This is a genomic window from Conexibacter sp. DBS9H8, assembly GCF_023330685.1.
Lineage (GTDB): Bacteria > Actinomycetota > Thermoleophilia > Solirubrobacterales > Solirubrobacteraceae > Palsa-465.
In genome coordinates, this window is the sequence record NZ_CP097128.1 from 1,628,263 (window position 1) to 1,641,550 (window position 13,288).

The 13,288-nt window shown below is 66.9% G+C and carries 15 protein-coding genes; all 15 read left to right on the forward strand.

Annotated features, from left to right (window positions below):
• The first annotated feature begins 4 nt into the window (after positions 1 to 4).
• On the forward strand, positions 5 to 1,759 hold the full coding sequence (locus M3M55_RS07715; RefSeq protein WP_249012241.1) for a hypothetical protein: 1,755 nt from the start codon (positions 5 to 7) through the stop codon (positions 1,757 to 1,759).
• Positions 1,759 to 3,306 carry an SCO6880 family protein gene (locus tag M3M55_RS07720; RefSeq protein WP_249012242.1) on the forward strand — a complete coding sequence of 516 codons (1,548 nt, stop codon included), beginning with the start codon at positions 1,759 to 1,761 and terminating at the stop codon, positions 3,304 to 3,306. Before M3M55_RS07715 ends, M3M55_RS07720 begins: the two co-directional genes overlap by 1 nt.
• A complete protein-coding gene (locus tag M3M55_RS07725) occupies positions 3,303 to 4,652 on the forward strand; it encodes a hypothetical protein (protein ID WP_249012243.1) in 1,350 nt (449 codons plus the stop codon). Before M3M55_RS07720 ends, M3M55_RS07725 begins: the two co-directional genes overlap by 4 nt.
• A complete protein-coding gene (locus tag M3M55_RS07730) occupies positions 4,649 to 6,070 on the forward strand; it encodes a type IV secretory system conjugative DNA transfer family protein (protein WP_249012244.1) in 1,422 nt (473 codons plus the stop codon). The genes M3M55_RS07725 and M3M55_RS07730 overlap by 4 nt, the downstream gene beginning before the upstream one ends.
• Positions 6,071 to 6,278: 208 nt before the next feature.
• The gene (locus M3M55_RS07735; RefSeq protein ID WP_249012245.1) at positions 6,279 to 6,647 is read left to right on the forward strand and encodes a single-stranded DNA-binding protein; all 369 of its coding nucleotides are present in this window, start codon (positions 6,279 to 6,281) and stop codon (positions 6,645 to 6,647) included.
• Between the two features lie 67 nt (positions 6,648 to 6,714).
• Positions 6,715 to 7,041 (forward strand): hypothetical protein, encoded by a 327-nt coding sequence (locus M3M55_RS07740; protein ID WP_249012246.1) that lies wholly within the window; start codon positions 6,715 to 6,717, stop codon positions 7,039 to 7,041.
• Positions 7,038 to 7,253: a hypothetical protein gene (locus M3M55_RS07745; RefSeq protein WP_249012247.1), complete on the forward strand. Its 216-nt coding sequence runs from the start codon at positions 7,038 to 7,040 to the stop codon at positions 7,251 to 7,253. Before M3M55_RS07740 ends, M3M55_RS07745 begins: the two co-directional genes overlap by 4 nt.
• A complete protein-coding gene (locus tag M3M55_RS07750; RefSeq protein WP_249012248.1) occupies positions 7,250 to 7,447 on the forward strand; it encodes a hypothetical protein in 198 nt (65 codons plus the stop codon). Before M3M55_RS07745 ends, M3M55_RS07750 begins: the two co-directional genes overlap by 4 nt.
• 223 nt (positions 7,448 to 7,670) lie before the next feature.
• Entirely contained in the window at positions 7,671 to 8,285 is a 615-nt protein-coding gene (locus M3M55_RS07755) for a toprim domain-containing protein (RefSeq protein ID WP_249012249.1), read from the forward strand.
• The gene (locus tag M3M55_RS07760) at positions 8,282 to 8,539 is read left to right on the forward strand and encodes a hypothetical protein (protein ID WP_249012250.1); all 258 of its coding nucleotides are present in this window, start codon (positions 8,282 to 8,284) and stop codon (positions 8,537 to 8,539) included. Before M3M55_RS07755 ends, M3M55_RS07760 begins: the two co-directional genes overlap by 4 nt.
• 62 nt (positions 8,540 to 8,601) lie before the next feature.
• Entirely contained in the window at positions 8,602 to 8,781 is a 180-nt protein-coding gene (locus tag M3M55_RS07765; protein WP_249012251.1) for an AlpA family transcriptional regulator, read from the forward strand.
• A 116-nt stretch (positions 8,782 to 8,897) separates the two neighbouring features.
• Entirely contained in the window at positions 8,898 to 9,992 is a 1,095-nt protein-coding gene (locus M3M55_RS07770; protein WP_249012252.1) for a tyrosine-type recombinase/integrase, read from the forward strand.
• 52 nt (positions 9,993 to 10,044) lie between these two features.
• Complete coding sequence (locus tag M3M55_RS07775; protein ID WP_249012253.1) at positions 10,045 to 11,358, forward strand: DNA adenine methylase; 1,314 nt, start codon at positions 10,045 to 10,047, stop codon at positions 11,356 to 11,358.
• A 10-nt stretch (positions 11,359 to 11,368) separates the two neighbouring features.
• The gene (locus tag M3M55_RS07780) at positions 11,369 to 12,310 is read left to right on the forward strand and encodes a ParB/RepB/Spo0J family partition protein (protein ID WP_249012254.1); all 942 of its coding nucleotides are present in this window, start codon (positions 11,369 to 11,371) and stop codon (positions 12,308 to 12,310) included.
• A 1-nt stretch (position 12,311) separates the two neighbouring features.
• Entirely contained in the window at positions 12,312 to 13,139 is an 828-nt protein-coding gene (locus tag M3M55_RS07785; protein ID WP_249012255.1) for a hypothetical protein, read from the forward strand.
• The last annotated feature ends 149 nt before the right edge of the window (positions 13,140 to 13,288 follow it).

Here is a 13,288-nt window from a genome sequence, read left to right on the forward strand (position 1 = left end):
CAGCGTGATTGCCGTCCTCGCGTTGGCGGCTGCGCTGTGTGTCGCCCAACCGACTCCCGCCCAGGCCGGGGTTGTCTCCGGCACGCTGCATGTTCTCGAAGGTGTCGGAGGGACGATCCTGAGCGTCGGCAAGACGCTGGTCTGCAAGGGCCTGTCAGCCGCCGGCACGGTGGCTGAGGGAGCCGGCGTCGCCGCGGGCGCGACGGCGGCGGGCGCGGCCAGCGACGGTGCGGGAACGGCCGAGGGCGCCGCGGCAGGCGGCGCTGTGGGGGGTGTGGTCAAGAAGGGTGTCGGCGTCATCCAGAAGGTGATCTGCAGCGGCAGCAGTAGCAGCGGTGCTGCCAGCACGTTGGCCAAAGCCGCTGTGGGTGCCGTCGGGATCGCGGCGACGTTCGATCTCGCAGCGAAGTGGATGATCGCCGCGGCGGAGAAGGTGACCGGCGCGATCGTCTCGATGATCACCAATACCAGCAGCCCGGACTTGCGGGCCGCGTGGTTTCAGAAGTCCTTCGCGCCGATGGCTGGGCTTGGCGCTGCGCTCGCGCTTCTGGTGTCGCTGATCGCGTTCGCGTCGGCAGCCGTGCGCCGTGACCCCTCGGCGCTGGCGGCAACGCTGGTCGGGATCTTCCGCGCAGGGCTGGGAACCGGGCTGCTGATCGCGCTGACCATGCTGGCCCTACAGGTCACAGACGCGATCTCCGCGGATGTGATCGGAACCTCGCATCAAACGTTCTGGTCTCAGGTGACCCATGCCTGGGGATCGAGCGGATTCGGTGGGTTTGGTTCCTCTGCCCTGGCGATGTTGATGGCTGTCGTTCAGATCTTCACGGGGCTGGTCGTCTGGGTGGAGCTTGCCGTGAGAAACGCGGCGATCTATCTGGCGGTGCTGTTCTTCCCGGTCGCGTTGGCGGCGTCGGTCTGGCCGAGCCTGTCGGGTTGGACCAGTCGTCTGGCTCACCTTCTGTTCCTGTTCGTGATCCTGAAGCCGGTCACGCTGATCGTGCTCGCCTTCGCCGGAAACGCGGCGCTGGCGGGGTTGACGTTGAACGGTGGGCTGGCGCCAGCGGCTGGGACGATCATCGCCGCGGTTGCGATCTTTGCGCTGGCGGCGATGGCGCCGTGGGCGCTGATGCTGATCGTGGGAGCCGATGCTGAATCGGCGGCGATCGCTGCCGGGTTCCGGGCAGCCGCCGGACATGCTGTCAGCGATGGGGCGGCGCGGGCGAGTCGGCTCGGCGGTCGCCTCAGCGGCAGCGGGCGGACCCGCTCGGGTGGCTACCGCCCGTCCGGCAGACGCTCAGGTGGCGGCAGAGGTCTGGGTCCCTCCCGTCCAGGCGGCTCGAGGGGACCGCAGGGGCCGCGGCCATCGGGTGGCCAGGGTGGCAGCGCTGGCAATGCCGTCGGTCGCTCCGTTCCAAACGGGCCAGGCCCGGCGGGGCCGGCACCGGCCGGCGCGCCCGTGGCCGAGGTGATGTCTCAGGTCACGTCGCCGGCAAGGTCGGTGCCAGCGGACGGGATACGGCCAGAATCCCCTGCGGCTCAGGGCGCGGTCGCGGTCGCCGCCGGAATCGGCGACACGGCGCGCAGCCTCAAACCAGCTCCTCCAGCAAGAAGCGGAACGCAGTCACCGGGGGCTGCGGGCCAATCCGGTGGGGAAGTGAAGGCGCCCGCGCCAGGCCCTCAGGTCCGGCCCCCACTGCGGCCGGCCCGTCCACTGCTGCGTGTCGTGTCTGAGGTCGGTCCGGCAGGAGGCTCCTGATGGCTGAGGCGTCGAGGGAGACGACCTACCGCTTCGCGCCGCACCCGTCGGCCGGGTTCATTCTTGGGCTGCGGATACCGCAGATCCTCGGGCTGATCATCGCCGGCGCGGCCGCGCTCGGCTGCCTCCGACTCGGGGGCCTCGAGGGTCTACTGATTGCCGTGGCGATAATCAGCGTCGCCGCGACGCTCGTCCTGATCCCGGTCCGGGGACAGACCATCGAGCAGTGGGCGCCGGTCATCACCAGCTTCACGAGCCGGCGTCACACCGCCAGGTTCCGCGCGCGTGCAGCCCAGGCCGGACACCTGATCGCGCTCTCCGACGGTGATCTCGATCCCCAGCCCGTCACCGATCCGGTCTCGATGCCGGCGGAGCTGGCCGACATCCAGCTGCTGGAGTGTGAGCTGTCCGCCTATGACCGCGCCTTGCTCGGCGTCGCAAAGGACACACGAGCCCGAACCTACACCGCTGCTGTGCGTGTGCAATGCCGCGCGTTCGAGCTCCTGTCCCCGGAGGAGCGCCGCCAGCGGTTGGAGGAGTACGGCGGGGTCCTTGCCTCGCTTGCCCGTGATGACTCACCGGTCCGACGGATCAGCTGGATCGAGCGCGCCCTCCCGGGTGATCCCGACGCGCTCGGCGGATACCTGCTGGACGCCAAGCGCGAGGACGCTTCATTGGACGACCCTCCCTATGAGCTGGTCTCATACCTTCGCCTGATCGGCCGCGCCGGCCTCGTCGCCGAGGAGCACGAGCTGCTGTTCGCCCTCCAGGTCGACGCCCGTCGCCCGGCGGCCAAGCGGCCGATCCAGCGCTTGGGCGGCGGGGACATCGGCGCGATGGCCGTCCTGGCCGGTGAGATCGGTCGGCTGATTGAGCTTCTCGACGGAGCCGGGATCACGCCGACGGGTGTCCTGACCCGCCGCGGACTTGCCGCTGCGGTGAGGGATGGATATGACCCGTGGGGACGGCGCCAGCGCCACCGCGATCAGGACCGCGACACCGAACCCGGCACAGCGGCTCACACCGCCTGGCCGGCAGCTCGTGATGAGCACTGGTCCCACCTCCAGACCGACGGTGCCCTGCACTGCACGCTGTGGGTCGCGGAATGGCCACGGATCGACGTGCGTGCGATCTTCTTGCAGCCGCTGTTGATGCGCGCCGATACCACCCGGACGGTCGCGATGTGCATGGAGCTACTCGGCCCTGCGAAGGCGATCCGTCGGGCCGAACGGGCGATGACCGAGGCGGCGACCGAGGACAGCCTGCGTGGCCGGATCGGGCAGCGGACCAGCCAGCGCCAACGCCAACGTGAGTCCGCCGCGGCGCGGCAGGAGGCTGAGCTCGCCCACGGTCACGCGAACGTCCGCTACAGCGCGTACGTGACCGTCTCGGTTCCTGACGGTCCCGACGCCCGTGACGAACTCGAGGCCGCCGTCTCCCGCGTCGATCTCCAAGCCAAAGCCGCGCCACTGCGACTGGAGCGGATGTGGGGCCAGCAGGCCAACGCCTTCACCTTCAGCCTGCCGTTCTGCCGGGGGCTCAAATGACCCCACCCAAGCGCAGCCTGTCACAGCCACCGTTCACCCGGTTGCGGCGCTGCTGCGTGCCGGGGGAGAGGGCCGGCCATCAGGTCACCACCGCTCACTTCCAGGCCGTTTACCCGGCCGTCGCCGAGGCCGGGCTGGGCTCTGAGGGGGTCTACATCGGCCGGGACATGCACGGCGGCAGCTTCGTCTATGACCCCTGGCTGCTGTATGCCCGCGGCGTGCTGAACGACGCGAACACGCTGGTCATCGGCCGACCTGACTTCGGCAAATCAAGCCTGTCCAAGACCTGGCTGCTCAGATCCCGCCTGTTCGGGCGCCGCGGCGAGATCGTCGACCTCAAAGGCGAATACGAGCCACTCGTCCGAGCCCTGGGTGGGACCGTCATCCGTCTGACGCCGGGGGGCGGGACGCGTTTGAATCCGTTGACGCGGATCGGCCGGCGGGAGCTGCGAGAGAACCTGCTGGAGGCAATCGCCAAGGCGATGCTCAACCGGCCGCTCTCACAGGCCGAAGCGATCGGACTCACCGCCGCGCTCGAAGCTGCTGACCTCGCCAGCGACGGAGCGGAGGTGTCCATCCCGGACGTCATCGAGCAACTCCGCCATCCGACAGCGCAGTTGGCAGATCGTCTCGGCGTCAGTCCCCACAGCGCGCAGGAGGAACTGCGCGAGGTCGCCCTCGCCCTCCAGCGCCTCTGCCAGGGTCCGCTGCGTGGGATGTTCGACGGACCCACAACCGCCGGAGAGGACGTCTTTGACTCCCCGGTGCTCTCACTCGACCTGTCCGAGATCACCGACGGGGTCGCGGCGGTGAACCTGCCGATCGCGATCGCGATGGTGTGCGCCGTCGCGTTCCTGGACGCCAAACGCGTCGAACGCGCCGACAGAGCCCAGCGGCTGGGCTACGACGTCGAGAAGACGATCCGGATCAACGACGAGGCATGGCGTGCGCTGCCGATCGCGGGCCTGAGTGACTACTACCAGGCGGCGTTCAAGCTATCGCGCAAGACCGGGGTGCAGCATTGGCTGGTGCTGCACCGCATCTCTGACCTCCGCGCCGCCGGCGATGAGGGATCACGGCAACAGCGTCTCGCCGAGGGTCTGCTTGCAGACGCCTCCACGACGATCATCTACCGCCAGCACGCCCAGGAACTCCCACTCAGCACCGAGGCGCTCGGGCTGTCAGAGACCGAACGTGACCTGATCGGCTCACTCGAGCAGGGCGTCGCCCTGTGGCGAGTCGGCGGCCGTTCCTTCGAGGTCCGTCACCTCCTGTCTGACCTGGAGTGGGAGCTGATCGACACCGACCAAGCGATGGGCAGCCGGGCTCCGCTGGGGTTCGCATGAAAAGCCAGCCGGTCAACCTGATCTGGCTCGCGCTTGCCGGCGTGGCGGCGGGCGGATTCGTCATCGCGGTCACGATGATCGACCGTCTCCGCGACGCCGGACCACGCAAACGCAGCGCCCACTGGGCACGCCGCGGCGACCTCAGCACCCTGAGAGTCAAGGAGCCGCGGGCGGGACGGATCACGCTCGGCCGTCACGGCCGCGCACTGATCGCCGCCGAGGAGCGCGCCTCGGTGCTCGTCGTCGGGCCGACCCAGTCCGGGAAGACCACAGGACTGGTGATTCCCGCAATGCGTGAGTGGGCGGGACCGGTCGTCGCAACGTCGGTGAAGACCGATCTGCTCCAAGCGACCCTCGCCGCCCGCTCTGAACTCGGGGAGGCTCGTGTCTTTGATCCCACCCAGTCCACGACGCTCAGTCATGCGGTGTGGTCGCCGCTGGCGGCGTCGACGACGTGGACCGGCGCGCGCCGCACCGCCGCTGCACTGCTCGGTGTCGCCGACGGCGCCAGCAGCCACAGCGCCGATGACGCGTTCTGGCGACCCGCCGGCGCCCGGTACCTCGCGGCGCTGCTGTTCGCCGCCTCACAGGCGGCGAACATGACCATGGCCGACGTTCTCCACTGGATCGCGATCAGCGATTTCAGCGAGCCGATCGACATCCTGTCCGACGCCCCTGCCGGGACACCGACGCCGGCGCTGGACTCAGTCACCTCCGTCCGAGACGCTGACCCACGGTTCACCTCGAGCCTGCTCCAGACGATCGCGACCGCCCTTGATGCCTGGCAGGAACCCCAGGTCGCCGGGGCAACGATGGGGGAATCGAAGCTCAGCGCCGACTGGCTCTTCTCCGGCGCGAACACCCTCTACATCGTGGCGCCCGCGAATGACCAGCGGCGCCTGTCCGGACTGTTCGCCGCGCTGATCACCCATCTGGTCGCCGGCGCGTATGAGCGCAGCGCCAAGACCGGCAAACCCATCGAGCCGGCGCTCCTCTTGGCCTTGGATGAGGTGGCGAACATCGCGCCGCTACCGAACCTGGATGAGATCGCCTCCACCGGGCCGGGGCAAGGCGTGCACCTGCTCTGCGTCCTGCAGAACATCAGCCAAGGCTATGACCGCTGGGGACGGGACCGGGCCGAGACGATCATCGCCAACCACCGCGCGCGCCTGTTCTGTTCCGGCATCGGCGACCGAGCGACGCTCGACTACCTCAAGAACATCCTCGGGGACGAGGAGATCGCGCGCATCTCCACTCAACGCCGCGGCTTGAGCCAGGGCGGCAGGACCCGCTCAACCGAGCATCGGCCTCTGGCAGCACCCGACCAGGTCCGCCAAGCCGGACGGTCCAGCAGCCTGCTCGTCTACGGACGCCTGGCCCCAGCGTGGATCACGCTCAGATCCGGGAAACAGCGATGACCGCTTCCTGGCGTTCGGCTCACCCGAATTCCTCCGCTCTTGCGGGAGCCGGTTGGGTTGCCGCCGCCCAGTGTCGCCGACCACTGGCAGGACGCTCCAAGGTCGCACAGCTCCCTTCCCCTCCCCAACGGTCCGGTTCCGCGTCCTGCCAGCGGCCGGCGTTTTGGGCTATGTCAACCACCGGATCCCCACAAGGAGGGAACCAAAGATGAGCGCATCAGCACCCGCAGTCAACAGCGTCACCCTCGTCGGTCACCTGACCGCCGACCCGGTCCTCAAACAACTCGCCGATGACCGCAAGGTCTGCGCCCTGCGCCTGGCGGTGAACGACCAGAAAGGCCAGCCGCCGCTCTACATCGACGTCGCAACGTTCGGCTCCCAAGCCGAGGCGTGCGCCAACTACCTGGCCAAGGGCCGGGCGGTCGCCGTCACCGGACGGCTCGTCTACCGCGAATGGGAAGACGACAGCGGCAACCGCCGCTCCCGCCACCACGTCATCGGTCGCGTGCAGTTCGGCGGTCGCAACGACGACAGCCCCTCGACAGAAGAGGACGACCCGGGGGAGGAGGCCGCTTGAACTGACAGCCATGGGCGCCGGCCTATGAGGCCGGCGCCTGTCAGCCAACCGGCACAGGAAGAACACCATGATCGAACAGCCGACACACACAGAGAGAGGCGTTAGCCCCGACCCGATCCACGCGATGCGGATGGTGCTCGGCGGCTGGCTTGTCCGCTACGCCGAGAACGTCGAGGACATGGGGCATCGAGTCGCTGACGTCCTCGAACGCGATCCCCTCGATCACCACTACGCCGGCAGCAAGCTGCACTACGCGCTGACGGAATCCGTCAAAGCGCTGGCCATAGCTGACTACAAGCTGGAAGACCTGCTCGCGGACGTCGAGGAGGCCCATGAGAGCGGGATCCGCGACCGGCAAGACCTGTCCCGCGAATTCAGAGGGAGCGGAGCATGACCAGCCTTCTCGAAGCTCCCGACAGGACCCCCCGGCAACGCCCCGTCGAGCTCTGGAACATGACCGCGACCGAGCGAGCCGAGGCGATGCTCGCCGGACAGCTCAGCTGGGATCAGTGCTGGGAGTGGGCGCGCCACCGACCGGGCGAGGTTCCGCTGCTGAACGGCGAGTTCTGGTTCATCGCCATCAAGACGCCGGAGGCATGCGAATGACCCCCGACGTGCGCTCCTTCTACGCCGCGCTCGGCATCCACCTGCCCGACTGGGCGGACCTCAACGCTTCGGTCCGTTGCTTCGCCGACTCTGGCGCCCATCAAAACGGGGACCGGCGGCCGTCCTGCTCGGTCAGCGTCATCACGGGCGCCTGGAAGTGCCACGGGCTGCGGCGCCCGCGGCGGCGCATATGACGCGGCAATCACCCGAGGCCACACCCCGCGCAGCGCCATGGACCTCATGGTCGCCTGTGGACTGGTTGAGCCGCGGCAGCCCGCCTACCGGTGCTCCGGATCGGCTCCCGCGCGGCCGTCGGTCGCCATTGCTTCCCCGTCGTCGCGGGTTCGCCGTCGACTCGAGATCAGCGATCAGGACGTACATCGGTGGGCAGCCGCGCTGGATGCGGACAACGGCCTGATGCGGCGGCTGATCCTGGAACGCGCGTGGTCGCCACAGGCAATCCACGAGCTCGGAATCGGCTTTGACGGAGAACGGATCACCGTGCCGATCCACGACGCCGACGGCGGGCTCCAGGGCCTTCTCCGCTACGACCCATTCGGCGAGCTCAGGTCCAAGATGCTCGCCGTCCGCGGGACCCATCTCGGGCTCATCCCACACCCGACACATGACCTGCGCGAGCATCTCGTCCTCGCGGAGGGACCGCCGGACATGATCGCGGCCCGCTCCAGCGGCGTCGCCGCCATCGCGGTGCCCGGCGCCGCTGCGTGGCGGACTGAATGGGCAGAGGCATTCACCGGCCGTCAGGTAACGGTGGTCATGGACTGCGACGCGCCCGGTCGCGAGGCCGCGACGCGGATCGCCCGGGACCTGACCGGAGTGGCCCGTTCCGTGGACGTCGTCGACCTCGACGCGGAGCGAGACGACGGCTACGACCTCACCGACCGCATCCGTGAGCACCGCCGCCCGAGCCGGCACCGCACCGGGCCAAGGCCGATCGCCTGGCCGCTCGCCGTTCTGCTCGAAACCGTCAGCACCACCCGCACCCCCTTGAGTCAGGAGGCACACACATGAAGCCCACACTCGACGTGATCCAGTACAGCAAGACGGCTCATGCGGCGGTTCGTGCCGCCGCTGAGCAAGAGCACGATTTCGGCGGCTGGCTCGCCGACGTCCTCGCACGCGCCGCCGCCGACCTCGGCTCCACCGATGCCCTGACGGCCGGCCGCCCCGGCAGCTGGGAAGCCGACCTGGTCCAACGACTGGTCAAGGGCACGGTCGGACGGGACGACGAGTACCTCGCCGACTACCGGAGGCAGACGCCATGACCGCGGCCAACGGAGCGGCCCGAGTTGAGCCTGAGACACAGCTAGACCATGGCGGTCTACTCATGGCGGAAGACGTCGCTGAGATCCTCGGTGTGCCGCGAGCGTTCGTCTACGAGTTGGCACGCCGGGGCGACCTGCCCGCCGTTCGGATCGGCGAGCGCTACATCCGCTTCCGGCTGATAGCTGTCGAGCAGTGGATCGTTGAGCACGAGACAACGGCGCAGGCTCGCCGTCGGGCGTGAGGTGAGAGATGGGCGCTGACAACGGATCCGCCGGCAAACGCTCCTACGGCACGGGGAGCCTGAGCGTCAAGGGCGACAGCTACTACGGCAAGTGGCGCGTCGGCGACCGTCAGGTCATGCGCAAGATCGGTCCGGTCCGCGAGCGCGGGACTCGCGACGGCCTCACCAAAAGCCAGGCCGAGGCGAAGCTCCGGAAGATGATCGCCGAGACCACCGTGGTGATCGCGCCGGATCAACGCCACGACTTCTCAGAGGTGGCCGAGCGCTACATCGACCACGTCAAGAACGTCATGGACCGCAAGCCCACGACGGTTCACGACTACCGGCTCATCGCCCAGACCCACCTGAACCCGTACTTCGGCAAGACGGACATCGACCGGATCACGCCCAACGACGTCGCCGGTTACCTCGAACGCAAGGCGCGCGACGGCTTGAAGCCAAAGACGATCTCCAACCACGTGACGTTCGCGCACGCCGTCTTCCGATTTGCGGTCTCTCGCGGGCTGGCGACGACGAACCCTGTGGCCGCCGTCGATCGCCCCAGGCTGCCCGGGGCCAACCCGGACTTCCGATACCTGACGCTGAAGGACTTCGAGGCGCTCGTCGCGGCCGTGCCAGTTGACCTTCTGGGGCCGACAGATCGAGCGCTGTACGTGACGGCCGCGATGAGCGGCCTGCGTCAGGGCGAGCTGGTCGCGCTGCGCTGGCGCGATGTTGATGCCGAAGCCGGCGTGATCCGGGTGCGGAGGAACTTCACGCGCTCTCAGATGGGCACTCCTAAATCACGCCGGGGCTCTCGTGCGGTGCCACTGGCCGACCCGGTGCGTGAGGCGCTCGAGGCCCACCGGGAGGTTTCGCACTTCCTCGGACCTGACGATCTGGTCTTCGCCCATCCGGCGACAGGCCAGCCCTACGACGCCAGCCGACTCCGCAAGCGCTTCTACGACGCCATGCGCGCCGCCGACCTGGGCCACCTGGTGGGCCGCGACAACGGCATCACGTTCCACTCGCTCAGACACACCTACGGCACGCGGATGGCGGCGGCCGGCACGCCGATGCGAACTTTGCAGGAGTGGATGGGGCATAGGAGCATTCAGACGACCGAGATCTACGCCGACTTCTCCCCGGATCAGGAGTTCGGGCGGTCGCTTACTAACCGGGCCTTCGGGTCGGGCGCTCCGACTGCCTCAGGGCTGCCCAAAGGCTCCTGACCACGGACAGGTGCGACACGCCTCGTCCGGCCTTTCAGCGAACATTGAGCGCTTGCCTGAACTCCTGTCCACCACCGCGATGCCCCCTGGCACCCCTCTCCTGCCCAGCGGAAGCGGCGAGGCGCCAATTCGCATCCGGTACATGGGCAACAAGCATCAACTGGCCGACGACGTCAGCGGGATCGTCAGTGAGTTCCCAATCGAACGACCTTTCCTCGACATCTTTTGTGGGATGTGCTCCGTAGGCGCCGCCATTGCGCCAAGCGAGCGTGCGGTCTGGGGCAATGACGTGCAATGGGCTGCCACCACGGTCGCACGATGCCTGCTAACCACGTCATCCGATCGGCTCGAATCCGAAGCTCTCGCTAACACCCTTGTTGGGGACTACCAGCGGAATTTCGAAGCGCTTCAGGGCCGCTTCCGAGCCGCAATGGCGCGCGAGAGGCAGCTGCTCGAGAGGCCCGAGATCGAGGCGTTTGCTGCGGAGCATGCCCGGTGGCGCCACGCCGGCAATAGCCCGTCTCGCCGCCGAGAAGTTAGTGCCCTCGCCCAGCGGCCAGAGCCCCCACATCGGTTGGTTACGCTGACGTTTGCATGGGGGTATTTCGGTCTTCGCCAAGCTGCGCAAATCGACAGTATTCGCTTCGCGATTGATCGAGCCCGCGCGCGGCGCGCACTCACAGCGGACGAAGCTCGAGTAGCACTCCTCGCGCTCATGCAAGCAGCCAGCTGTGTCGCGAGCACCCCTGGTCATTTCGCTCAGTATCTGGGTGCACGTACACCATCCGGGCTCGTCCGCGTCGTCAGCCAGAGACGACGTGATGTGTGGGACCAGTTCCTTAGTGAAGCGGAGCTAATCTCGCCGCTCGGGACTCGCGAATGGCGGTCTCGGAACCAGGTCATGCGACGGGACGCGCTCCGCATCTGGCCAGAACTTAGGCGTCGTGGGTTCAGGAACGGCGTCGTCTACGCCGATCCACCGTATTCAAAGGATCACTACTCGCGGTACTACCACGTGCTGGACACGCTCGTGCGTTACGACTATCCCCAAGCGATTGGCAAGGGCCGTTATCGCCCAGACCGCTTCGTCACCCCGTTTTCGCTAATGACCAAGGTGGCATCGTCATTCGATCGTCTCGCCAGAGGCGTCGCGAGCACTGGTAGCGCTCTGATCCTGAGCTACCCATCGAATGGATTGCTCGCTCAGCACGAGGACGTAGATCTCGCCGCGCTACTCCGGCGGCACTTCCGGACGGTGACGCTGGCAATCCAAAAGCCCAGCGTGCATTCGACCCTTGGTGCGCGTCACGGTGAGCACACGCGCGAGGTCGAAGAGCTCATCTACGTAGCCCACCCCGCGACCTAGGCGAAGAAGGATGGCTGAAGGCATAACACTCGTCGATCCGGCGCAGCTGGACCGAAACCCCGAGAACCCTCGCCTCATTTTCCGGCTTGAGGATCTGGCCCTGCTCCAGGACAGCATCAAGCACCAGGGAATCCTTGTGCCGCTAACTGTTTATCGGGATGGCAAGCGCTACGTCCTGTTGGACGGCGAGCGCCGCTGGCGGTGCTCGATCAAGCTTGGCCTCGCTCAGGTTCCGGTCATCGTGCAGCCGAAGCCGGACCGTCTTCAAAACATCATGATGATGTTCGCGATCCACAATCAGCGCCGAGACTGGGATCCGCTGCCGACGGCCTACAAGCTGCGGGACCTTGAGGAGGAGTTCGAGGCTGACAACGGGCGGGCACCGACGGAGGTCGAACTAGCGGAGATAGCGAGCATTAGCCGCGGTGAGGTCAGGCGGCTCAAGAACATCCTCGGGCTTCCCGACGAATACCACAAAGATCTCATGCAAGAGCTTGAGAAGCCTCGAGCAGAGCAAGCGCTGACCGTCGACCACGTGCTCGAGGCGACACGTGGGGCTCAGGCCCTACGGAAGCGCGATGTGATCAATGAGGGCGAGGAGGAGCAGCTTCGTCGTGCCCTGGTCGACAAGTTCAAATCGCGCGTCCTGACCAGCACCGTGGAGCCTCGTCAACTGGCACGCGTTGCGCGTGCAGTAGAGCGAGATGAGGTGCCGAGGTCGGTGGCTCGGAAAGTGACGCTCCGACTCATTAAGGAGCCCAAGTACTCGGTACAGGATGCCTTTGCTGGCTCTGTCGCTGCGGTTGACTACTCGCACGGATCAGAGCAGCTCGCATCACGGTTAGCAAATCGGCTCGAGGAGCAGCTTGACCAAGAGTTCGGTGCGACTGACGCGTTGACCGAGACGCTCAAGCGCCTTCGCACGCTGATTGACGATCTGCTGGAGCAGTGAGTTGGCGAAGTGGGAGTTCCTTACGGTCGCCGAGGAACTACTCGGACCGGCTACTGCGGTGGCAGAGTTCTATGACGGTCTCGGCTATGCAGTGGTTCCAGAGCCGCGCGAACTTGGGTATCCGTTCGCGCCGAGCCTCCGTTGCAAACGGCAGTCCACAACGTGCTTCATCGAGGTGAGTGCGGATGCCGCGCTTGACCGCCTCAGCGAGTGGGTCTCGTTCGGACGGTCGGCGAAGGCCGACACCCGTGTGTTGCTGGTGCTGCCGGACAACGTCAGCCTGAGTGGCAAGAGCCAAACGGCGCTGAAGGCACTGGGTGTCGGTCTTCTCGTGGTGTCCGCCGGCGCGGTGACCGAGGTGATGCCGCCTCAAGATCTCGCGGTGAATGTCGAATTGCCCGACCTCGCAAAGGATCCGAAGCGTCTGCGTACGGTCCTCGGTCCGGTGTACGAGCACTTTGAACGCAACCAGTGGCGCGAAGGGTTCGAGGAAGCGTGTGTCGCGCTCGAGTCGTGTGCGCGGACCTACTTGTGGAAGGCGGTCGGCTCTGGGCGGACTCATGTTCTGACTGAGACGGGCAAGGTCAAGAAGCTCACAAAACCCAAGGTCGACAAGATGACGATGGGCGCGTTGGCCATCGATTTCACCAACATGCAGAACCAGAACCACTCTGACAGCGTCATTGCCGCCACTCTCAAGCAGCTGAATAAGGACCGGATCCGGGTCGCGCACAAGAAGCGCTCGGCAGCAGCCGAGCGAGCCCTCCGCGCGAATGTCGGTAGCCAGATGTGGCGTATCGTCGGGGCCCTACGGGAGATCTATAAGTAGCGTTGGCCCGTCCCGGCGGCGGGCAACCCATCGTGGCTGCGGCGCCTGAGGCGTGGTCCACTGACCACTGGGCAGGAAGCGGATGTAACCACGGGTAGCGTCTACCAATCCTTCTACCAATCTGAGCAAAACCCAGCCGAACTCAGAGC